The sequence below is a fragment of the Magnetococcales bacterium genome, assembly GCA_015232395.1.
Classification (GTDB): Bacteria; Pseudomonadota; Magnetococcia; order Magnetococcales; family JADFZT01; genus JADFZT01.
In genome coordinates this window covers 1-22,272 of the sequence record JADFZT010000060.1, presented here as the reverse complement: position 1 = coordinate 22,272, position 22,272 = coordinate 1, and the positions used below count along the sequence as shown (strand labels likewise).

The following is a 22,272-nucleotide window of genomic DNA, read 5'->3' as shown; positions in this document are numbered from 1 at the left end:
TGAAATGGTCGAAAAATAGCGCCATCGACTTAATAATGGCTCCATCGACCCGTTGACCCGCCATCCCTGACAGGCGCACCCAGCCACAGCGGCTGCCACACGGCCAAGGAGGGAAAGGCATCCATCACCACCCCCGATCACCCTTCTGAACGAGGGAAAAAAGGCCATGGATCCATTCATTCAGGAACTGAAGGATGAACACCAGGAAATGCTGAAATTTCTCAAAAAACTCAGCAAACTGGCCCCCCAGGACAAAAACCGTCTGAGTTCCCTCAACCAGCTTCGGGGATTTGTCGCCGATCATCTGGCCAAAGAGGATAAACAGCTCTATCCGGGGTTGATCCAGCGGGCTGAAGAAGATCGGGATCTGAAAATCATTCTCGATTATTATCAAAAACATATGCGCAAGATCGGCGATCTGGCGCAAAATTTTCTCGACAAACATGCGGGTGAGCAGGCTGGGGCCGATTTTAAAAAGGATCTGAAAAAATTGATCCGCTTTCTCAAAGGACGGGTGCTGTGGGAGGAAGAGATCCTCTTTGCCAAATTTGCCCAATAATCATGGGGCAGTCCCTTTTCAGGTGAGGGGAATCCATCCGTATGGCCGCATCTTCCATAAGCGCGGTGGCTTTTGATTTTGATGGCGTTTTGGCTGATTCGGTGCCCATCAAAGACCAGGCCCTGCAACAACTTTTCGATCAATATGGTCCGACTATCCAGGAAAAGGCCCTCTCAGCGTGGGAAAACTCCCGGGGGGTGTTTCGGGATCAGCGGATTGCCCGGGTCTTCCAGGAAACCACCGGGGAGCGTTTGAGCCCGGCTGACTTGGCTTATCAGGTGAATCGCTATCAATCCCTGGTAAAGGCCAAAACCATCGCTTGCCCGTGGATTCCCGGCGCCCGGGAATTTTTTGCCGCCGCTCCCCAGCACCCCTGTTATGTGGTTTCCGCCGCCCCCCAGGAGGAAGTTCGGGAAGTGGTGGCCGCCAGAGGCATGACGGGGCTCTTCAAAGGAGTCTATGGCGGCCCGGTGAAAAAAGCGCTCACCCTCAAGGCCATACTCGATCAGGAATCGATCCCCCCCGAAAAACTGCTGTTCCTGGGGGATTCCATTTCAGACTATCAAGCAGCTCTGAGTAGCGGTTGTGGCTTTCTCGGTATTGTCGCCCCCAATCGAGCCAACCCCTTCCCCTTAGAGCTTGAAACAGCCCCGGATTTGACCTCGCTTCAGGATTGGCTGTGATCTCCTGCCCCCTAATCTCCCTGATGCCTCCAACCTGTCAATAATCTAATAACCTCACATCCAAAATAATGTCTGCCCCGACACTCTTCATGATAAGCAAGCAGACAAAACGCCTCTCATTCCTGAAAAAAATCCAGTCATCCTGACTATTTTGCGTGGATCCATATTTCATATTTGCCTTTTAATGACCGTTCGTTACCTGCCCACCCCACTCGAACACAGCCGATAGGATATTCTTTGGTACCAAATCGTGGAAAAAGTGACCTCTGGGGGGTGGTATTTTGTTGATGCCTTGTGCCGGTTGTGAAATGATCCAATCTTCATCACCTTTTCGTCACCGCATTCACGCATAGCTCTCATTTAGTGCCTGAAACGGAATCAATTATGGGCTCCATCCTCATTGTTGAGGACTCCAAAAGCTTTGCCTCCCTGCTGAAACAGCGCATTCAGGTCGCCTTGGGCTATCAGGTTGTTCTGGCCACCAGTCTGGAAAATGCCCGGGAAGTGCTGGAAAATCATCTCGACACCGATTTTTCTCTCGCCCTCCTGGATCTCCATCTCCCCGATGCCCCGGATGGCGAGATCGTCGATTTAATGCTCTCCCGGTCGATTCCCGCCATCGTCCTCACCGCCACCTACAAAAAAAAACTGCAGGAAAAAATCCTCAAAAAGGGCATCCTCGACTATTTCGTCAAGGATAACATCGGCGTCGTGGATTCAGTCATCCACGCCATCGACCGAATTCGCCGCAACCGGGGCCATCACATTTTGGTGGTGGATGACTCCCGCAGCGCCCGGGGCCTGGTGTGCCACACCCTCAAACGTTACGGCTTTCACCTGCTGGAAGCCAAAGATGGTTTGGAAGCGCTGGAGATCCTCAACCGGGAGCCCATCTCCCTGATGGTGACCGATTTCAAGATGCCCGAAATGGACGGTCTGCAACTGATGAAAAAGTTGCGGACCCACCACTCCCGGGACAAAGTCGCGGCCATCGGGCTCTCCTCAGCCACGGATCCGGGATTGGCGGTGGCCTTCATCAAGGCAGGCGCCAACGATTTTTTGGTCAAACCCTTCCAACCCGAAGAGCTGCTCTGCCGGGTCTATCAAAACATCGACATCATCGAGCGCCATCAGGAACTCCAGCAGATGGTGACCCGCCACCAATCGGTGCTGGATAACGCCCTCGATGCCATCATCACCATCGATCACGCTGGCCGGGTTTTGGATTTCAACCCCGCCGCCGAAGAGCTTTTTGCCTATACCGAAAAACAGGCCGCAGGCCAGGATATCGCCGACCTCATCATCCCTCCCCACCTTCGGGAGCCCCACAAAAACGCTCTGGTGCGCTCCCAATCGGGGCAGGAGGGGGAGTTGCGACGGCGATTTGAACTCCCCGGGCAGCGTTCCGATGGCAAGGTGATTGATTTACAGATCTCTCTGACCGCCATCAAACAGGCCAAAAACCCCCAATATACCGCCTTCATCCAGGATATCACCGACCGCAAGCAGCTTTTGATCTCTCTGGAAGAGACCCTCCAGGTGGCGGAGTCGGCCAACCGGGCCAAGAGCGAATTTATCGCCAACACCAGCCACGAAATCCGTACCCCCATGAATGCGGTATTGGGTTTTACGGATCTGGCCCTGAAAGCCAAAATTTCTCCCAAGGTGCGGGATTATCTGGGCAAGATCGAAAATGCCTCCCGCTCCCTGATGGGCATCATTAACGACATTCTCGACTTTTCCAAGATCGATGCCGGGCGGATGAATCTCGATCCGGTCAAGTTTGATATCCACGATCTCCTGGACCGCCTGGCGGATCTTTTCAGCAAACAGGTGGCGGACAAGGGGATCGAACTGCTCTTTCTGGCTCCGCTCTCCTTCGATCAGGTGCTCCATGGCGATGTGATGCGGATTGAGCAGATTTTGATCAATCTGATCCGCAACGCCGTCAAGTTTACGGATGATGGCGGCATCACGGTCCGGGCCACTCTGGAAACAGTCGGCAACGGCCAGATCAAGATCGCCTTTTCGATTCAGGATAGCGGGGTGGGGATCAACTCTGAAAATCTCCCCCGGCTCTTCTCACCCTTTGTCCAGGCTGACGGCTCTACCACCCGCAAATATGGTGGCACGGGGCTGGGGCTTTCGATCTGCAAACGCCTGGTCAATCTGATGGATGGGGAAATCTGGGCGGAAAGTTCACCGGGGGAGGGGAGTGAATTTGCCTTTTTTGTGATGGTGGAACACCACTCCGAAAACCGCCGCAAAAAACGCACCCTGCCCAAGCCCCTTCAGGGTAAAAAAGCCCTGATAGCCGCCCACAACCCCATCTTCCAGCTCTATCTCCAGGAGCTTTTGACCGAGATGGGCCTGATCCCCACCACCGTTTTTTCCGGCAAGGAGGCCTTGGCGGAGCTTTTGGCCCACAATAGCGGTGAAGCCCCCTATGATTTTACCTTTTTGGATTGGAACCTGCCGAAAAAAAGTGGTATCGATTCCGCCGCCGAAATCCGGGCGACCCTTACCGCCGCCTCCCCCTCTTGCCGCTTGCCCCAACTCTGTCTCCTCACCCCCTTTGGTATCGATGCCATTCGCATCGAAGGGGAAAAAGCCGGGGTCGATCTTTTCCTCGACAAGCCCGTGGTGCGCTCCCGGCTGATTCAGGTATTGACTGAGGAGGCTGAGAAGGAGAGCAAGGAGGAACAAACGGAAGCAGAACAGAAGGTCATCCAGGATCGGCGCTCCAAAAAAGTCCTCGGGCTGGAAGAGGAGACCGGTGAACAGGTGGCAGGCAGTCGCATTTTGCTGGTGGAAGATAACGAAATCAATCAGCAGGTGGCCCGGGAACTCCTGGAGAGGGTGGGGCTGGTGGTGGAAACAGCCAACAACGGCCTGGAAGCATTGCGCCTCCTGGAGCGCCTGCCCTTTGATGCCGTGCTGATGGACCTGCAAATGCCGGAAATGGACGGCTACGAAGCGACGGCGCGCATTCGCCAGGATCTGGGCATGAAGGATCTCCCCATCCTCGCCATGACCGCGCACTCTTCGACCGAAGAAAAAGAACGGGTCAACAAGTCCGGCATGAACGGACATGTGGACAAACCGATCCGACCCGAACGCCTCTATGGTTTGATCTCCAAAGCGATCTCCCGTCCCTTGCCATCCACCCAACAGATGGCTGTCACCATCGAGGGAGAGACACTGGAGGAGATTCCCGGCCTGGATATTCAGAGCGGGCTGGAGCGGCTGGGAGGCAACCACAAGCTCTACCGCCGCCTGCTGGTGCGCTTTTTGGAAGAGTATGGCCAAGCCAACCAAAAAATCCGGGATCTGCTGGAGAAAAAAGCATTTCAGAAGGCTGCTGTCGAACTACACACCATCCGGGGTGTGGCAGGCAACCTGGGGGCGGTGCAACTCTATGAATCCACCGGCCAACTTGAAAACGCCATCGGAGAGTCCAACCCCATCGCCATCAAGGCGACTTCCGCCCGTTTTTTCAACCGCATGAATGCCCTCATCCGGGAGTTGGGAGGCATGGAGCCCGGCACCAGCGAGGCCATCCACATCAATCTGCCTGATAAAGGCTCCCTCAGGGAAAATCCGGAGCAGACGGTCATCCTGCTGGAAGATTTGGCCCGCCACCTGGAGATCGGTTCCATCGAAGTGGCCTCTCTCATGAGCGCCCTGGCCCAGACTCTGGAAGCCGCCTCACCGGCCATCTTTCAGGAGCTGAAAAAACAGATTTCCGACTATCACTATCGGGAAGCCCTGCAAATCATCCACGACATCACCGCTTCTCTGGATGCCACTTTTTCCGGCAGACGGACCATGGTTCGGGAGTTGGAAAAAGAGCGGGTGCTCATCGTCGATGATCAGCGTTCCAACATCGATGTTTTGGCGGAAATCCTCAGCGAGTTTGATCGGATGGTGGCCCTGAATGGCCGCCGTGCCCTGCAAATTGCCCAATCGGATCATCCACCGGATATCATTTTGCTGGATATCATGATGCCGGAGATGGATGGCTATGAAGTGTGCCGACGGCTGAAGGGGGATCCACAGACCCAGGAAATCCCGGTGCTCTTTGTCACCGCCAAGAAGGAGGTCGCCGACGAAGCCGAAGGGTTGAGCCTGGGGGGAGTGGATTATATCACCAAGCCTTTCCAGGGGGAGATCGTCAGACGGCGGGTGCTCAACCATCTGGAATTGAAACGCCATCGGGATCGCCTGGAAAATGTAGTCAAGCTACGCACCACTGAACTCCAGGCCGCCAAGCGGGAGGCGGAAAAGGGTCGAGCCGCCGCCGAAGCGGGCAACCGGGCCAAAAGCGAATTTTTGGCGACCATGAGCCACGAAATCCGCACCCCCCTGAACGCCATTTTGGGGATGGGTGAGCTTTTACAGGAGACCGAGGTTTCCGAAGAGCAGGGTCAATATCTCACCACCCTGCACAAGGCCGGAGAGTCACTTTTGGCTCTGATCAGCGATATTTTGGATCTTTCGAAAATCGAATCGGGTCAGTGGGATATGGAAGAGATGGTGTTCGATCTCCACGAACTGGTTACCGGAAGTCTGGAAATCCAGGAAAACATCGCCCGGGAAAAAAATATCGAACTCAAGCTCAATCTGGATCCCGAAGTACCCCAATATGTCAGTGGCGATCCCAACCGCCTGCGGCAGATCGTTTTGAACCTCCTGGGCAATGCCATCAAATTTACCCCGGCGGGCAAGGTCTCCTTCAGTATCGAAAAAAGCAAAACCAAAAACACCCCCCCCACTCAGGAGGAGATGATCCATTTTACCGTCACCGATACCGGTATCGGCATCTCCCAGGACAAGCTGGAATCCATCTTCCAACCTTTTGTTCAGGCCGACTCCACCACCACCCGACGATTTGGCGGCACCGGTCTGGGGCTGACCATCTGTCAAAAACTGGTGGAACGGATGGATGGTCACATCCGGGTGGAAAGCCAGCCAGGGCAAGGGGGCACCTTCCATTTTGAAATCCCCCTCGCCGCCTCTGAACCCACCCCTGTGAGCCCTACCCCCCCCGAAGCTCCCAGAGAGCAGCGCCGGCGCAGAGAAAACCCAACCGCTACCCCGGGGCTTTCAATCCTCCTGGTGGAAGACAACGAAGACAACCGGCTCCTGATCGAAACATTCCTGAAAAAAAGCGCCCACCGCCTCGATTATGCCCAAAACGGTCGGGAAGGGTTGGAGATGTTCATGGCCAAACCCTACGACGTGGTGTTGATGGACATTCAAATGCCGGTGATGGACGGCTATACCGCCACCCGGGGAATCCGTACCTGGGAGTCCAAAAACCACGCCGGCCACACCCCCGTTGCCGCCCTGACCGCCCACGCCATGCACGAACACCACGAACTGGTGATGGAAGCGGGCTGTGATCACCATCTTTCCAAACCCATTCGCAAACAAAACCTGCTGGATTTTTTGGCACGGATTGAACAGGAAGAGAAAGATTCCATTCAAAAAACAGACAAACAGATTCCCAACGGCTAAACCTAAAGCGGTCGTTGTCAAAAAATGGCTGGGAGCTGTTGGGGGAGGAGGGGAGAGGTGTTTGGATTCTGGCAGCCAAAGCAGGCGCACCCACTCAAGCAGCAGGGTATAGCAGTTCTATCTCAAAATTGAACACTCTTCCCTGACTCGTCATCCCCGCGAAGGCGGGGATCCAGGGAGCTGATGATTGCCCTCAAGGAAAAACCAAATCTTCAAGAACCCGGTGTTTTGCTGAAAGAGATACAAGATTTTGGAAAGGTTCGCGCCAGCCCCCCTGGATTCCCGCATTCGCGGGAATGACAGAAAAAGTACAGTGGCATATGTCCAATTCTTGATTTGAATGGCTATACACCTTGGCTATAGATCTTCTTGAGAGGTTAGGAGCTGCCCTCTTTTTTAAACCGTGAGAAGTTAGGAGTTTCCCTCTTTTTTAAACCGCTTAAAGAGTATTCTTTCCTCAATATCCACCCGCCTGGTGAAAATTTCCACCATGCGTTCAATATCCTCCGGATAACCGATGGTGGCATCCTTGCGGCGATATTTGTCGTACATGTAGTCGGTAAAAAGGTTGACGTCCCGAAGCTCCTGGCGCGTCTTCTTTAAAAACCTGCCCAGCTTTGGATCTTCCATGGCAAGGGGGGCGAGCAGGGGGGAAACATGTACCGTTTCCTGCTGGAGGTGCTTGCGTAGATCCTTGAGCACCCCTTTGACCTGCCGTCTGTTTTTCTTCCGGGAAATATCCAGCTCCTGGCAGCGCTTCAGGCGTTTGGCCAGCTCCTTATGTTCCCGGCGAAATATTTTGATGAACTTGTGAATGGATTTTTCTTTGTTGGCCATCCCATCTACTCCCTATGCAAACCCGGAGAGGGATCCGAGGGGTCGGCCTACACTCCGACCCCTCGGATCCGTGCCCGTTTGGAGACACGAAAACAATCGATTCCCGAAAAACTGTTGATTCTGGGGAATCACATGAATGACTGGCTTTCAGTGGCAACCTTACCACCAAAATGACCAATCAGTTTTTCAAGTCTCCGGAGCTGTTCGTTGTCCAATTGATGCGGATCTGTCAATTTGTCAACGCCAAGCATTCCCAGGGTGGCCTGGTAGACACCGGGGATCCTTTTAAGAAGGGCCAATTTCGCTCGGATTTCCTCTGGATGCACCATTTTTTCGCCTTTTTCCTTCTGGCTGGTTGTAGGAATATGTGGGAATGGATAGAGATAATTCAAGGGGTGTGCCAGATGGCATCGAAGTGGGTCTGCCAGACACATTTTTTTTGGCCCATCATAAAAACATCTTGAAAAATGGGTTTGGTTCCGAGACCTTCAACGAGGTCTGAACCATCCTGAAACCGGCCACTCCCTTGGCCCTCAGCCTGGAAAGCGTGCCCGTGAGTGCTTCTGACAATATCGATACAGTGGCGTTAAAAAACCAACTCCTGGATCGGGAGAAACAGCTCAAGCGCCTCTCCGATGCGGCCAAATCCTCCTGCAAGCCGGTAGAGCTGGATCAGACCCGCGTGGGCCGCCTCTCCCGGATGGATGCCATGCAGCTCCAGGCGATGTCCCAGGAGACCGAACGACGGCGCAAGCTGGAAATGATCCGTATCCGCTCTGCCCTGGTCCGGATTGAAAGCGACGATTATGGCTATTGTGTGGGGTGCGATGATCCCATCCCCCCCAAACGGCTGGCCTTTGATCCGGCCATTCTCACCTGTATTCAGTGTGCCAGGGGTGGGGATGAGTGATGGTGGGGAAAACACCAAAAGCTAACGGCAATCCGGAACAGCTCGGGTGTGAGGGGAAAACACCAAGAGGTGAGGGCAATCCGAAACAGCTCGGGTGTGAGGGGAAAACACCAAGAGGTGAGGGCAATCCGAAACAGCTCGGGTGTGAGAGGAAAACAGCTTCCTTAAGGTGGTATAGCAATTCAAATCAAGAATTGGACATATGCCGCTGTACTTTTTCTGTCATTCCCGCGAATGCGGGAATCCAGAGTGTCTGGCACGAACCTTTCCAAATTTTGCTTCACTTTCAGCAAAACACCGGCCTTTCTTGAAGATTTGGTTTTTCCTTGAGGGCAATCATCAGCTCCCTGGATCCCCGCCTTCGCGGGGATGACGAGTCAGGGAAGAGTGTTCAATTTTGAGATAGAACTGCTATAGCATGCTCCACCCGGCCTCTCCCCCGATCCCAGGTGAAAAACCCGAGGGGGAAACGGCGAAAGCTCGTCCCAAGAGCTGGCTTCAGGCTCTCTGTTAAGATGGCAGATGATCGGTGCAAAGAGTCAGGAAGAGTGCCCACCACGAAAACGCCACGGGTCAAGACCCGTTTGGTAGCAGCTCCTCCCGGCTTTGGGCTTTAGTTGGCAGCTGGATCAGTGCAGTGTGCCACGACACTTGGGACAGACCACATAGCGTCCCTCATCCTGGACTTCCCAGGCCCCTTCCAGGGCATCTTCGATAATGCCATCGAACCAGGCGTGACCATCAAAAGGCCGACGGCCGATGGTTTCGCGGCGCTCAATCTCTTCCGGGGGGGGTAGGTCGATCATACGGCGATCCTGTACTCTGCGGCGATCAGAAGAGCGACGTCGCTCTCCCTGGGATGCTAAGTCGGCATCGGAGTTCTCTCCCCGTCGATCTGGCTGACGAAGGTGCTCCGGATTGCACTGTTCACAATACAAAGTAGCCACTTTTTTTCTCCCTTGCCTAAACAGCTAAAGTCCCAAACCAGCCGCTGGGGCAAGGTTTAAGTTCATCGAGACGATCTCAGCTTTCGCTTTCGAAAAAGCTCTCCCTGGAGGAATTATCTCATGCAGGGTTTGGTTATCTCGTACAAAGAACTATTCTGCAAGTTTCATACCATAACCATATAACGCCAACCCTCTCCCTCTACTATTCGGCCTGAGAAGGAAGAGGCTGGATGATTATCGGGAAACAAAGTGTAACATTCTCTGGCACAATGCTTTTTTTGGTTGCAGGAATCTGCCAAATTGGAAAATGATAACTATTCACCATTTTAAATCCTGGACCCCCAGCTCACAATCCGGAGAATAACCGATGATGGCAAGCGTCTCTTTTGTTTTGAAAAAACCTTTCTGGAAACAAGCGATTATAGCGGCTCTGCTGACTCCTTTCGTCTGGATGGCAGAAGCCCGTGCCTTTACTGATGTTCCCAGTGACCGCTGGGGCTATGAATATATCCAGATCATTTCTGAAAACGGCATCACCAGTGGCTGTGACTCGGAAAACTATTGCCCGGACAGCGATCTGCAACGGGCGGAGATGGCGATTTTTCTTCTGCGCAGTCTGAACGGATCCGACTATGCCCCTCCCACGGCCACGGGGACGACATTTGATGACGTTTCCGCCAATTTTTGGGCGGCCAATTTTGTCGAACGTTTGTCGGAGCTGGGCATCACCGCTGGCTGTGACGCGAGCAACTTTTGCCCCAGCCGGGATATCACCCGCTCGGAGATGGCGATTTTTCTGCTCCGGACCAAATATGGCTCTGATTATTCTCCCCCGACCGCCACGGGGAGCGTCTTTGGCGACATCTCTTCGGACTATTGGGCGGCTGCTTTTATTGAACAGCTTGATAGCGAGGGCATCAGCGACGACACGCTGGATACCACCCGGACGTGTGACACGGGTAATTTTTGTCCCAGCCTCACCATCAACCGGGCGGAGATGGCGGTCTTTCTGGTCAAGGCCTTCAATCTGGTCTCCACCTCTCTCACCGGAGATGCCGACAACGGCAGCACGCTTTTCAGCAGTCAGGGGTGTTCCACCGGCAGCTGCCACGGCAGTGACATTTCGGCCAACCTCAACAACATCCAGAACGGCACCAGCCAGGACGCCATCAGTGCTGCTCTGACCGGTGTCAGCCAAATGGCTGCCATGGGCTTCAGCCTGACCGATCAGGAAATTGCCGATCTGTCGGCTCATATCACGGCCAACATTCCCACGGTGATCACTGGGGATGCTTCTAGCGGTGGGACTCTCTTTGCCAGCCAGGGGTGTTCTACCGGCAGCTGCCACGGCAGTGATATTTCGGCCAATCTCAACAACATCCAGAACGGCACCAGCTCCGATGCCATTTCCACGGCCCTCACCAGTGTCGGTCAAATGGTTGCCATGGGCTTCAGCCTGACGGATCAGGAGATTGCGGATTTGGCGGCCTACATCACCGACAGCATTCCTCTGACCGGGGATTCCAGTAATGGCGGAACGCTCTTTGCCAGCCAGGGTTGTTCTACCGGTAGTTGTCACGGCAGTGATATTTCAGTCAATCTCAACAACATTCAAAACGGCACCAGCGCCGACACCATTTCCACGGCCCTCACCAGCGTCGGCCAAATGGTCGCCATGGGCTTCAGCCTGACTGATCAGGAGATTGCGGATTTGGCGGCTTATATCACTGACAACATTCCCACGGTGATCACTGGTGATGCTGCCAACGGCGCGACTCTTTATGTGGCCCAGGGCTGTTCCACCGGCAGCTGTCACGGCTCTGATCCGAGTTTGGGTCGCAACGATATTCTCCGGGGGGATAACAGCACCACTCTCGCCAGGTCCATGACCCAGGTCTCGGAAATGCGGGCCATGGGCTATGACTTCAGTGAGCAGGAGTTGGCGGATATGGCTGCCTATATTGCCACTTTCTAGCGCTCTCTTTATCGAAGGGTTTGTCGGTCTTTGAGAAAACGGCCCTGCTTCGGTATTTGGCCAGTCTGTGCCGGATATCGAAGCAGGGGGGGGGGATCTGCTGGATTAACGGAGTGATAGGCCGGTTTTTATTGGCCTTTGTTTCTGGGATTCGCTAGAGTTCGTATCTTTGGATCATTGAGACCAATGGGAGAGGTCATGAAGTTGCCGGTGCAGCGGGAGCGGGTGTCATTTATGAAGGGACTTGTTCTCTTCTATCTGATTTTTTTGGTTATTTTCTTTGCAGCTGCACCTTTTTTCACTCTGCTTCTTTATTGGGAAACAGATCTGAGTGAGTCGATCTTGCCGGAGTTGGTGGGATTTTGTCTTCAGGGTATTTTTCTGGTTTTGATTTTTGCTCTTTATGAGCGGCGTTCGGCGATCAATGCCAAACGCAGTCAGAAGATTGCTTTGCGGACGCTTCTTTCTGCTTTTGTTTCTCACTGTGCTCCTTCTGAGGTTTCCCAGCCTTCCGAAAAGCAAGCGGAAGGTGATCTTCCTGACGACACCAATCCTGTTCAGAGGTGTTTGGAGGCGATCAGTGGTGATGGTTGGAGTGAGGAGGTTGGTATTGAGTTGAAGGGGCTTGCGGATCGTAATCTGACGGCTTTGGAATCTTTGACGGCGGTTGCGGCTCAGATTGATCCGGAGCATTTATCGACTTGGATTGCTATTCTTGATCAGAGTCGTCAGATTCGGGATGCCAGGGAGTCGGAGTTGATTCGTCAGGCGACCCAGGAGCTTTTGGAGGTAATTCTCAAGTTTGATGAGTTGGCTCTTTACTGATTTGGTTTTGACTTTATACTATTAAAAAAAAAGATGGGGGTTTGGGGGAATTCTTTCCCCCAAGGTTTTGTTTTTGATCTTGAACTTGATCTTGAACTTGCTTTTCATCTTTTGATCTTGAACTTGCTTTTCATCTTTTGATCTTGAACTTGCTTTTCATCTTTTGATCTTGAACTTGCTTTTCATCTTTTGATTTTGCTTTACAACCCCCTGGGGGTGTGGGGGCTTGCCCCCACGGTTTTTCCTTTTGTTTTGACTTTCATCTTTTGATCTTTTCATCTTTCAGCTCTTCAATCAGTCAAAAACCCCGCTATATAGTCGTTCCTTTTGGGGATGGCACATCATGAGCATCTTTGACAAAAAAGCAAAAACAAAGCAAAAACAAAACCTTGGGGCTGCGCCCCAAACCCGCTGGGAATGGGAAAGCAAAGTCAAAAGATTAAGATCAAAAGATAAGATCAAAAGATAAGATCAAAAGACAAACCGTGGGCTCTGCCCACACCCGGAAGGGAGATAATCCCCCTTCACCCCTATTAATAAAATCAACAGCAAATTCAATGAACTACCTTAACACAGAATCACCACACTCCACCAAACCCCCACCTCCCGGCACCGGAAACCCACCCAACTTCATAGTCAAAAGAACAATATGCACCACCTGCCCAGGCAAAAGCAAATCGCTGTTAATCACCATATCATAATAACTCTTTAAATGCGGATGACGCTTATAAATACGCTTTGCAAAACGAATACGCTGATTGTTAACCTTGATAACCCGCTTTTCAGCCTTTTCCAAAGAAACACCCTCCTCCAAAGCAACCCGCCTGGCACATTGACTAAGAGAACCCTCAACATGAAGCCGAAAAGCCCGCCCAGGCTGAATCAAAAGATGCGCCCCTCGACCAACAATCACCCCCCCAATCTGACCAATCCCAATAATCACCTTAACCATACTGCGCTCAAAAAGATCCTTAAGCACCCCCTTTTTGGTAAAACCGGAAAGAATAAAATCGTCGAAAACACCCACGATCTTTTCATCCAAACGCTGCATCAACCGTTTGTCCCCTTGAACCTGCCAAGTGATAGCCTCCAACAACTCCCGGTCATAATGACGCACCCCCAACCGATCCGCCAAAAGAGAAGCAATCTGGCGACCATTGGCACCATGATCCCGTGAAATGGTCACCACAGGAGGAGACGGAATTTGAGCGTTGGTCTGTTTCCGCAGTTGATAAAATTCCGTCTGGAGGATGGCCTGGATAATCTCATAATGATCTCTTTCAGCCATGACACCTCTCCTGACAACAAACCTGGATAATGGCTATTCCTCTTGATCAGACCCACAGTGACAATCCCACGCCCAAACACTTTCCCCCCCGAGAGACCCTCTGCTTCAGACAAAGAGTGGATCTGATAATGTGTGGAGCCCCTTAATACCCACCTCCGACATGGTTTCCAAAGTGATGGTGACAATCTGTTCCGATGTCAAAATTTCGGTACCAAGGGTCAAGTCATAATAGGTATTCTGCGAAGGAAAACGGTGATAAATCTCTTTGACGAACTGCACCCGGGCACAATCAGTCCGCTCCACCATTTTTCGAGCCGCCTTGATCGACACCCCCACCCGTTGGGCCAGATGACGGGCGCAATATTCCGGACCGCTCTCCACCTTGAGACGAAAAACCCTCTTCCCAGCCAAAATCAGGTGGGCCCCAAGTCCAATAATGACACCACCGGAATGGGCGATGGTCATGACCGTATCAACAAGGTGAGGGAAAAAACCGGGTTGGGAAGCAGGATCTGCCGTCACCAAAGTTTGCAACCACTGATCAAGGTTTCCCGAAAAAGTCGGCGGAGGTTCCGCATCAAATATTTCCGCCGAAATATCCGCCTCAATCTCCGCTTCGATCATTTCCTGGGTAAAACAATTGACCCCCAACGTTTCCGCCAGGGCAAACCCCACCTCTTCAATACTCTCCTGACACTCCCCTGAAACCGTCACGAGAGGCGGGGAGATCTCCTGATGGATCAAAGGAGAGGGGTAAGAGGCTGTTTCAAAATCAGGGGAGGTGGCCGGGAAGTGGATAGCGTCGGACATGGGTAGACCCTCCTATGCCAGTTAAACCTCAGCCGCACGGCAAATCTACTGCACCACTCTCTGATAAGCGCAATATGTATGCCGTAAACGTGGCTCTGGGAGGATCTTTCAGAACATCTGAAGAGGTGTTTATTAAAACGTTAATTTACAACAAACTATACCGAAAAATGGCCGCAGAAAGGGCCACCGACAAAGCCTCTTGATCGGAAAATTTTCCCTGACATAAACCTGAAATGAGACAGATTGTCCCAAATCCGGTGAGACTTTTTGTGTCAGTGAATCATTCTGTCTCAAAGCCAAAACCCGGGGGAAAGAGTAACCCCATTCCCCCAGGTTGGTGAATGCATTCAAATCAAAATCACGACTGGCTTTTCATCATTTTGTCTCTGGCCCGCACCAAACCCGCTTCCACATCTTCAAGGGTCACAGCGGTTCTGTTTTGCTCCCGAACCACTTCCAACACATGCTCCCTCGCCGCATCCCGCATAAAACCTTCCGGGGCGCGATTGATCCGCTCCAAAGCCACCTCGCTCCATTGAAAAGAGTCCGCCACCTCCAGCTCGGGTGCGGATGACATGGATTGAGGCAGAAAACGAGCCAGCTGCTTGGGGGTAACCTCCGGGCTCTTTTCCTGCCGGGCAGCTTTTTGCGCCCGCAGACGCACATTGGCCGCCAGATGGGGATCCGCCACCGCCCCCAACATCGCCTGGGCACCCGCGCTCAAGGGAATCTCCTCCAAACCTTCCGGCTTATCCCCCTCCGGCTTGCCCCCTTCCGCATCAACACCCCCACCATGCCCGGCACCGCCACCACCCGGCATCAACGCCGCCGTCGCCTCCTCCACAATCCGCGCCGTGATGACCGTATGTCCCCGATCCTGGGCATAACGCAAAATCGCCATACGGGCCATCTTGCGAACAAAAGAAGGGGCACGGTTAAGACGAGCCTCGGCCTCTTCGGTCCAGGAGGTGGTAAAGCTGGCAATGCGGTCGGTCTCCGGCACATGCGTACGGCAGGAGAGGAGCAGGTTGCAACCCGCCTCCCGCAACAGATGATCAGTCACCCGCCCCACATCCAATTCATCATCGGCATGGATACCGGTTTTGCCCAAGATGGCCAGGGCCGGCTTGCGCTCTTCCAGAAAAGTGGTGATGGCGGTGGTGGGCTTGCCAGCCAGCAAAACACATTCCGGCGTCAGCCCCTGCTCCTCAGCCATGGTGCGGGCCACATCCAGATGGGCCTGATAGATTTTCGCCAGCCCCGAATCAATAATCTCCTCGTGAAGCTTTTCCTGCTCTTCAAACTTGAAGACCTGCTTGCCCTCCTGGGAGAGAATGCCCGCGATGTTGTTGAACACCACATAGTGATAGTAGGGATCGTAAGCAGCGACCAAAATAAGAGGCTGCTTCCAGTGACGGCAGAGCTGCATGGCGGTCATAAGCCCCCCATAGGAAAGCTCCGAACCATCCACAGCCACCACAATCGGCCCTTCCAGGCTCTCCCGCTCAGGCTCCTTCACCACCAGGGTATCAATGGCGGTACGACGGCTTACCCGGTCACACACACCCCCCAACCGCTCCCCGGGCACCGCCCCCACCCCTTGGGAACCCATCACCAGAAGATCGTAGTGACCGGTTTGGGTTTCAGCGGCCAGCATGGCATAATTTTTCCCCTCCACCGAGCGCCCCCGAAAGGCTATTCCAACAGCCTCACAAGCCCGCTTGCCCACATCCAGGTAGGATTCGGTAATGAGGTCCAACCCCTTGGTGATGAGATCGTCGTGGGTCTCCCGCTGCTCCTCCAGAGCCTCCTCCTTGCGAAACTGCTCGGGAAGCCCCCCTTCCATCTGCCGAAAACGCATGTCGTGGAGCTTGGCGGCATAGGCGTGAATACCGGTGATTTCAGCACTCTCCCCCGCCTGGGCCAAGGTGAGGGCGTGAGACAAGCCCCGGTCGGCATGGGCGGATGAATCCAGGGCGACCAATATTTTTTGGTAGGGCGCGCCAGCTGGCAAGGCTGAAGGAGTGGAAGAGTGAGAGGTCATGACGGGTTTTCCGGTCTATTAAGGTTGGGAAAGGACAGGATTGAAGGATGGAAAAATCCACCAAAAGCCGCTGATCACGCCGCTATCAGGCATCAGCCTCAGCTTCTTCGGACTCCTGGTAGCGGCCCCGAATCGCACCGATGGCATAGAGGGCAAAACCGATGATGATCAACAACAGATAACCATCCGTGGCCGCCATCCCCCCCCGCCAAAAAAGGAGGGAATCCATCCCCCCGAGAAAAATCATGATCACACCGAATATCTTGAAAATTACCCCTTTTTTGGGGCCTCGGTTATCCAGATAGCCGACATTCCCCTCAGCATCCACAACCGCCTCGGAATCAGCCGCACCCGCCACACCCCCACCTGCCACCCCCTTGGGATTTTCATCTGCCACCGACACGACTCCTCATCTCAATCATCAGTTCCGGGGTAATCTGAACGATGCCCTTTTTACGGGCATAACGCTCCACCCCCCCCTTGACCATACCCCGCAAAAAGACCGGCACCTTGGCCAAACGCGCCTCGGCTTCCACCCCCCAAACCGGATCCCCCCCCTCAGGAAGCTCACGCCCAGCGGCTTCGGCCTCTTCAGAGTCGGGCTGATAATCACACCAGGGATCCTCCCCCATCACATCTCCCGTGGCCGCCAAAGCCCGAGCCCGACAACCGCCACAAATTTCCCGATGGGAGCAGTCACCGCATTTGCCATGATAAACAGGTTGCCGCAAAGATTGAAAGAGACCACTCCCCTCCCAGAGAGGGGCCAGATCGTCGTTGACCAGATTACCCACCGGTGTCGGCATATAGGGACAAGGCGTCACATCCCCTTCCGGGGTGATGCGAAAATAGCCGCTACCGGCAATACAGCCACTGGTAGCCCCCCGCACCATGGGGGAGTCGGGGTCGCTTTGGGCTGCCACCCGCAAAAAATGCGGCGCACACCTGGCCCGCACCATGATCTTGTCAGCATACTCCCGCTCCGCCCGGGCCAGCCAACCGAGCATTTTTTCATATTCCTGGGGCGTGATATCGCTCATCTCCTGGCCCCGACCGGTACAGACCAGAAAAAAAACATTGGCCGCCTGGGCCCCAGTCTGGTGGGCCAACTCCACCAGCTTGGGAATATCGGCCTGGTTTTCCCGGGTGACGGTAAACTGCATCTGAAAAGGCATGCCCAGCCGCTGCATTTGAGCCACCCCGTCCATGGTGCGCTGCCAGGAGCCCGATACCCCCCGGAAACGGTCGTGGGATTGGGGATCGATGGCATCCAAACTCACCCCCATCCCCTGCACTCCGATATCCAACAAGCGTTGGATCCGCTCCCCGGTCAGCAGGGTGCCGTTGGAACCCACCACCACAGCCATGCCCTTGTCGCTCGCCGCCTGGGCAATGGTTTCAAAATCCTGGCGCAGCAGCGGCTCCCCCCCGGTGAGAATCAACATCGCCCCGGGGCAATAGTGGGCCAGGCGATCAACAATCAGCAGCGCCTGATCCGTATCCAGATCCCCCCGGCCCCCATCCAGCTCATCCGCATCCAGATAGCAATGCTCACACTTCAAATTGCAGCGCCGGGTGAGATTCCAGGAGATCAAAAAGGGAGGGGTGGTATCTGCTTGAGTAGGCACGTGGGCGTCTATCTTCTGGTTACAAAAGAGTGAATGGGCAGGCCCAAAAAGCCTGTGAACGTTTTCACCACCTGAAACAAAGGCAACACCCGATGATCAAACCCACGGAGTTGGCCAGAAAACAGCGGCTGATAAACCAGTCAGGATTGGTGAAAACAGCTCCCCCACTGAACCGTCATTCACCCGGGTTTGTCAACGGGTTTGTTTACCGGGAGAGGCCCCATTCCAGCCAACGCTCATGGCCAACAGAAGAGAAATGACCAGGGCCGGAGCCAAAAACCAGGGGAAAAGAGGCTTGTGTTGCACAAACATTTCCTGGTTGGCCAAAGTGGGCTCCAGCTCATCCAGAAGATGATAGATCTCAGCCAAGGAGGCTGTATCCGAAGCGCGAAAATAGCGGCCACCGGTCTCTTCAGCCATCTGGGTCAACAACCCCTCATCCAGATCCCGGGAAGGGTCAACCAGGCGGGAGCCGAAAAAGCCGGGGATGCGCAACGGCTCGGTGGAGCCCATGCCGATGGTATAAATGCGAATTCCCTCCCGGGCAGCGAGTTGTGCAGCCTTGGCGGGATCCATCACCCCGGCAGTATTGGCCCCATCGGTCAAGAGCACCAACACCCGACTCTCCCCCGGACGCTCCCGAAGGCGTTTGATGGCAAGCCCAATCGCATCGCCAATGGCAGTCTTCTCCCCGGCAAGCCCAATTTCCGCTTCCAGAAGCATTTTTTTAACACTGGTCAGATCAAAAGTAAGAGGGGTCTGGAGATAGGCGTTGTCCCCAAAGAGGATCAAACCCAAGCGATCCCCAATGCGCCGGTCGATAAATTCCAAAGCCACCCCCTTGATGGCGGTCAGGCGATCCACTTGCCGCCCCTTGAGCTTAAAATCCTTCATCTCCATGGAACCGGAAAGATCCACCGCCAGCATCAAATCCCGACCACTGATGGGGAGTCCCTGGGGGGGCTCCAACCACTGGGGCCGGGTGGAGGCCAACACCAGCAGCAGCCAGGCCAGCCAGATCAGGATTTTATGAACACGCACCCGCCGGGAAGCCGTGCGCGCACCCCCTCCCGGCTCCAGACGATTGAGATCAGCAAAAAAAGGCACGAGCAGCGCTTGCCGGGCGCTGCCAGAGCCGGGTTTGATCCAGAGGCGGATCAAGAAGGGCAGGGGGAGGAGAAACAACATCCAGGGCCAAGCAATCTGAAAACCGGATTCCATGATTCTAACCACCCCTCCCAAAAACCCTGGCAACAGGGACAAACCGCCAAAAACCGGCAGACCTGGAGGAGGGGGAGGAGGAAGGGGAAGGGCGAGGAGGTTTGGCTTGTCGGATCCAACTCCGGGCCAACTCCGCCAGAGGGATCACTTCGACCGCTTCGCCAGGACGGTAGGGGCCCACAGCCAGTACCTGCCCCACCCCCTCGGAAAAGCCCCCCCGGCCACCGGTCTGATCCAAAAAAGCGAGCCACGCCGCCCCATTCAGAGCCGCCACCCGCTCCCGACCATGCACCGCCAGGGCGACGCGTTTTAACAATATCGAAAGCCCCCGAACAAAGCGACCCCCATCCCCATCACGACCGTATGAAACCAATAGTTCGTCAAGGGCCACCAACGCCTCCCGAACAGGTCGCCGTCGATTCCAATGCCGCCGCCAGAGCATCCCCCCCAGAGCCAGCAACAACAATAAACCCAGCACCCCCCACCAACCAAACGCCGGTGGCCAGTCAGAGACCGGTGGCGGCATATGGATATCCCGCAATTGCGCCAGCAGCTCCCCAGGCAGCTGAGTCGCCATGGGGGCTGTACCCGGAACCGGAGCCATGGGCAGAGAGGGGGGAGGAGGGGAGGGGATCATGACCGCCGCCCCGTGAGTGGCCTCAGCTCCCGGAAGAGCGCCTCGGGCAGAGGGGCATCGGTGGCGAGGGAGAGAAAAAAAACGTTGCGCTTGCCACACGCCGCCGCCAGATGCTCTCCATGGGTTTGAAAGCGACGTCGATGCCCTTCCCGCACCCGGGCATCACCCACATCCAGGTTCAAAACCCGCTCCCCATCCCCAAAGGCGAACCGCCCGGAAGGGGGTAGCTCCGCTTCCAGGGGATCGTGAAGCTGGATCGCCACCACATCGTTGTGTCGGGCCAGATCACTCATCCGATGCAGGGCTTCGGTATCGAGGGCCAAAAAGTCACTGATGATAAAAATCAACGAGCCGGGCCGGGTGACCCGTTGCAGACGGGCCAGGGGCTGAACCAGGGAGAGGGGGGTATCGAGAAACGCCCCGGGTTTGGGTAGGTGCTGACATATTTTTCCCAGCAGGGGCAGCACCCCCCGCTTGCCGGAAGCGGGCCGGGATTCCCAATGGCCTTGATCGGTAAAGATCAACCCCCCCACCCGATCTCCCTTGCGAGCGACACTCCAAGCCAGCAGAGCAGCAATCCGGGCAGCCACGACCGACTTGAATGCCACCCGGGTGCCGAAGGCCATGGAGGGGTTGAGATCCACCAAAAAATAGACAGGCCGCTCCCGCTCCTGGCGAAAGAGCTTGGTGTGGGGCTTGCCGGTGCGGGCGGTGACCCGCCAATCCATGTTGCGAATGTCATCCCCCGGCTGATAGGCCCGCACCTCTTCGAACTCCATGCCCCGCCCCCGAAAGGGAGAAGCGAAGCCACCGATCAAAGCGCTGTGGACCTTTTTTCGCCCCTGAAAACCAGATGAAATGGCTTGAAACCGCAGACGGATAAGGGCGGCCAAAGAGACCGTTACCCCGGATTCCGGGCTATCCTGATTGGGGGTCGGCAAGGGGTTCATGGGTTCCTGGGGGGTGAGGCGGTGGCGTTCAAATGATTTGTCCGCTCACTGGGATCTCCATAGACAAAAAAATGACTGACGACACACCCAATCAGGGTACGGCAAGCCGAGCCAGCAGTTCGGCGATAAACCGATCCGGGGTGATTCCCTCGGCTTCGGCTTCGAAGGAGAGCAACACCCGATGACGTAATACATCCGGGGCAACGGCATGGATATCCTCTGGAGAAACATAATCCCGCCCCGCAAGCCAGGCGCGACCCCGGGCGCAGAGATCCAGGGCGATGGTGGCACGGGGGCTGGCTCCAAACCGTACCCAACCGGAAAGCTCCTCACCCAGGGGAACCGGGTTGCGGGTGGCCAATACCAGCTGAATCAGATATTCCTCCAGGGGCCCGCTCATGTGTACTTCCCGCACCTCTTCCCGGGCGACGAAAAGATCGGCCTGGGTGATTTGGGGCGGGGAGGGGGTGGCTTGGGGATTTTCCCGGGCTTCGTTGCGGGCCAGGCGCAGGATTTCGCTTTCGGCCCTGGCATCGGGATAATCGACCCGGGCAAACATCAGGAATCGATCCAGCTGGGCCTCGGGGAGGGGAAAGGTGCCCTCCTGCTCGATGGGATTTTGAGTTGCCATCACCAGGAAAAGTTTGGGTAGCGTGTGGGTAACGCTCCCCACGGTGACCTGCCGCTCGGCCATGGCCTCCAGCAGGGCGGATTGCACCTTGGCGGGGGCCCGGTTGATTTCGTCGGCCAGTAGGAGGTTGTGAAAGATGGGACCGGCATGAAACCGGAAGGTGCCCTCCTCGGGACGAAAGACATCGGTGCCCACCAGATCGGCTGGCAGAAGATCCGGGGTAAACTGAATCCGATGGAAATCCCCTTCAACCCCTGCGGCCAGCTCCTTGACGGCCCGGGTCTTGGCGAGACCGGGGGCGCCTTCCACCAAAAGATGGCCATCCGCCAACAAGGTGATGAGCAGCCGCCGCACCAGGGCTTCCTGGCCGATGATCCGCTGATTGAGGTAGGTTTCCAGTGCTTTGATTTTGGGATGAGTGCTCATGGGACTTTATGTAGGATCCCTATCCCAATCTGTCAATGGGGTCCAAGTGAAAAAATCCCCCACCCCCGGAAGAAAAAATCCCCCCGGAATACTTGACCCCCCTCAACCACCCCACGTAGGATATGCAGCGTTTTGGAACCAAAGCCGCCTTAGCTCAGGGGTAGAGCAGCTCACTCGTAATGAGCAGGTCGTCGGTTCAATTCCGACAGGCGGCTCCATAAAAAACAACAAGTTAAGACATCTTCGACCAAACCAGATTTCTGTTGGGGCTACCCTGGGGCTACCTTGGGAATCAACTCTGGGTAATCTCTATCAAATTGTTGTAAAACGGCAAATCATTTGGCACCGTTCTGCAAACCATTTGGCGCCGTTTTTGGTTTT

At 54.9% G+C, this 22,272-nt stretch carries 18 protein-coding genes and 1 tRNA gene; 7 read left to right on the top strand and 12 right to left on the bottom strand.

Annotation, left to right across the window (positions count from 1 at the left end; translation table 11 throughout):
• Positions 1-166 precede the first annotated feature (166 nt).
• From HQL52_14980 to HQL52_14970, 3 genes are all read left to right on the top strand, one after another.
• The gene (locus HQL52_14980) at positions 167-559 is read left to right on the top strand and encodes a hemerythrin domain-containing protein (protein MBF0370752.1); all 393 of its coding nucleotides are present in this window, start codon (positions 167-169) and stop codon (positions 557-559) included.
• Between the two features lie 41 nt (positions 560-600).
• Positions 601-1,242 carry an HAD family hydrolase gene (locus tag HQL52_14975; protein ID MBF0370751.1) on the top strand — a complete coding sequence of 214 codons (642 nt, stop codon included), beginning with the start codon at positions 601-603 and terminating at the stop codon, positions 1,240-1,242.
• A 384-nt stretch (positions 1,243-1,626) separates the two neighbouring features.
• Complete coding sequence (locus HQL52_14970; protein MBF0370750.1) at positions 1,627-6,762, top strand: response regulator; 5,136 nt, start codon at positions 1,627-1,629, stop codon at positions 6,760-6,762.
• A 411-nt stretch (positions 6,763-7,173) separates the two neighbouring features.
• Here HQL52_14970 and HQL52_14965 read toward each other — a convergent pair whose 3' ends face one another.
• Together HQL52_14965 and HQL52_14960 are read right to left on the bottom strand one after the other, a co-directional pair.
• Complete coding sequence (locus HQL52_14965; GenBank protein ID MBF0370749.1) at positions 7,174-7,599, bottom strand: hemerythrin domain-containing protein; 426 nt, start codon at positions 7,597-7,599, stop codon at positions 7,174-7,176.
• Positions 7,600-7,727: 128 nt separating this feature from the next.
• Positions 7,728-7,991 (bottom strand): hypothetical protein, encoded by a 264-nt coding sequence (locus tag HQL52_14960; protein MBF0370748.1) that lies wholly within the window; start codon positions 7,989-7,991, stop codon positions 7,728-7,730.
• Between the two features lie 179 nt (positions 7,992-8,170).
• Here HQL52_14960 and HQL52_14955 point away from each other — a divergent pair, with 179 nt between their 5' ends.
• Positions 8,171-8,509: a TraR/DksA C4-type zinc finger protein gene (locus HQL52_14955; GenBank protein MBF0370747.1), complete on the top strand. Its 339-nt coding sequence runs from the start codon at positions 8,171-8,173 to the stop codon at positions 8,507-8,509.
• 629 nt (positions 8,510-9,138) lie between these two features.
• Here the strand turns inward: HQL52_14955 and HQL52_14950 are convergent.
• A complete protein-coding gene (locus HQL52_14950; protein MBF0370746.1) occupies positions 9,139-9,315 on the bottom strand; it encodes a hypothetical protein in 177 nt (58 codons plus the stop codon).
• Between the two features lie 508 nt (positions 9,316-9,823).
• Here HQL52_14950 and HQL52_14945 point away from each other — a divergent pair.
• Positions 9,824-11,431 (top strand): c-type cytochrome, encoded by a 1,608-nt coding sequence (locus tag HQL52_14945; protein MBF0370745.1) that lies wholly within the window; start codon positions 9,824-9,826, stop codon positions 11,429-11,431.
• 198 nt (positions 11,432-11,629) lie between these two features.
• A complete protein-coding gene (locus HQL52_14940; GenBank protein MBF0370744.1) occupies positions 11,630-12,256 on the top strand; it encodes a hypothetical protein in 627 nt (208 codons plus the stop codon).
• 562 nt (positions 12,257-12,818) lie between these two features.
• Here the strand turns inward: HQL52_14940 and HQL52_14935 are convergent.
• From HQL52_14935 to HQL52_14895, 9 genes are all read right to left on the bottom strand, one after another.
• Positions 12,819-13,544, bottom strand: a complete 726-nt coding sequence (locus tag HQL52_14935) for a cytidylate kinase-like family protein (protein ID MBF0370743.1) — start codon at positions 13,542-13,544, stop codon at positions 12,819-12,821.
• 105 nt (positions 13,545-13,649) lie between these two features.
• Positions 13,650-14,354, bottom strand: coding sequence for a cytidylate kinase-like family protein (locus HQL52_14930; protein MBF0370742.1), 705 nt, complete (start codon positions 14,352-14,354; stop codon positions 13,650-13,652).
• Between the two features lie 358 nt (positions 14,355-14,712).
• A complete protein-coding gene (locus HQL52_14925; protein ID MBF0370741.1) occupies positions 14,713-16,398 on the bottom strand; it encodes a universal stress protein in 1,686 nt (561 codons plus the stop codon).
• A gap of 85 nt (positions 16,399-16,483) precedes the next feature.
• A complete protein-coding gene (locus tag HQL52_14920; GenBank protein ID MBF0370740.1) occupies positions 16,484-16,795 on the bottom strand; it encodes a hypothetical protein in 312 nt (103 codons plus the stop codon).
• Positions 16,785-18,026 carry a radical SAM protein gene (locus HQL52_14915; GenBank protein MBF0370739.1) on the bottom strand — a complete coding sequence of 414 codons (1,242 nt, stop codon included), beginning with the start codon at positions 18,024-18,026 and terminating at the stop codon, positions 16,785-16,787. The genes HQL52_14920 and HQL52_14915 overlap by 11 nt, the downstream gene beginning before the upstream one ends.
• 192 nt (positions 18,027-18,218) lie before the next feature.
• Positions 18,219-19,247 (bottom strand): VWA domain-containing protein, encoded by a 1,029-nt coding sequence (locus HQL52_14910; protein ID MBF0370738.1) that lies wholly within the window; start codon positions 19,245-19,247, stop codon positions 18,219-18,221.
• A 4-nt stretch (positions 19,248-19,251) separates the two neighbouring features.
• On the bottom strand, positions 19,252-19,884 hold the full coding sequence (locus tag HQL52_14905; protein MBF0370737.1) for a DUF4381 domain-containing protein: 633 nt from the start codon (positions 19,882-19,884) through the stop codon (positions 19,252-19,254).
• Positions 19,881-20,834 carry a DUF58 domain-containing protein gene (locus HQL52_14900; protein MBF0370736.1) on the bottom strand — a complete coding sequence of 318 codons (954 nt, stop codon included), beginning with the start codon at positions 20,832-20,834 and terminating at the stop codon, positions 19,881-19,883. Before HQL52_14900 ends, HQL52_14905 begins: the two co-directional genes overlap by 4 nt.
• A gap of 91 nt (positions 20,835-20,925) precedes the next feature.
• Positions 20,926-21,891 (bottom strand): MoxR family ATPase, encoded by a 966-nt coding sequence (locus HQL52_14895; GenBank protein ID MBF0370735.1) that lies wholly within the window; start codon positions 21,889-21,891, stop codon positions 20,926-20,928.
• Positions 21,892-22,034: 143 nt separating this feature from the next.
• Between HQL52_14895 and HQL52_14890 the strand changes: the two genes are divergently transcribed.
• Positions 22,035-22,109 (top strand) — tRNA-Thr (locus HQL52_14890).
• Positions 22,110-22,272: the final 163 nt, after the last annotated feature.

Bases quoted from the DNA above. Each gene is read 5' to 3' on its own strand.
- HQL52_14930 (MBF0370742.1), bottom strand. From the start codon at position 14,354: ATGTCCGACGCTATCCACTTCCCGGCCACCTCCCCTGATTTTGAAACA.
- HQL52_14925 (MBF0370741.1), bottom strand. From the start codon at position 16,398: ATGACCTCTCACTCTTCCACTCCTTCAGCCTTGCCAGCTGGCGCGCCC.
- HQL52_14970 (MBF0370750.1), top strand. From the start codon at position 1,627: ATGGGCTCCATCCTCATTGTTGAGGACTCCAAAAGCTTTGCCTCCCTG.
- HQL52_14910 (MBF0370738.1), bottom strand. From the start codon at position 19,247: ATGGAATCCGGTTTTCAGATTGCTTGGCCCTGGATGTTGTTTCTCCTC.
- HQL52_14965 (MBF0370749.1), bottom strand. From the start codon at position 7,599: ATGGCCAACAAAGAAAAATCCATTCACAAGTTCATCAAAATATTTCGC.
- HQL52_14900 (MBF0370736.1), bottom strand. From the start codon at position 20,834: ATGAACCCCTTGCCGACCCCCAATCAGGATAGCCCGGAATCCGGGGTA.
- HQL52_14905 (MBF0370737.1), bottom strand. From the start codon at position 19,884: ATGATCCCCTCCCCTCCTCCCCCCTCTCTGCCCATGGCTCCGGTTCCG.
- HQL52_14940 (MBF0370744.1), top strand. From the start codon at position 11,630: ATGAAGTTGCCGGTGCAGCGGGAGCGGGTGTCATTTATGAAGGGACTT.
- HQL52_14975 (MBF0370751.1), top strand. From the start codon at position 601: ATGGCCGCATCTTCCATAAGCGCGGTGGCTTTTGATTTTGATGGCGTT.
- HQL52_14895 (MBF0370735.1), bottom strand. From the start codon at position 21,891: ATGAGCACTCATCCCAAAATCAAAGCACTGGAAACCTACCTCAATCAG.
- HQL52_14950 (MBF0370746.1), bottom strand. From the start codon at position 9,315: ATGATCGACCTACCCCCCCCGGAAGAGATTGAGCGCCGCGAAACCATC.
- HQL52_14945 (MBF0370745.1), top strand. From the start codon at position 9,824: ATGATGGCAAGCGTCTCTTTTGTTTTGAAAAAACCTTTCTGGAAACAA.
- HQL52_14980 (MBF0370752.1), top strand. From the start codon at position 167: ATGGATCCATTCATTCAGGAACTGAAGGATGAACACCAGGAAATGCTG.
- HQL52_14935 (MBF0370743.1), bottom strand. From the start codon at position 13,544: ATGGCTGAAAGAGATCATTATGAGATTATCCAGGCCATCCTCCAGACG.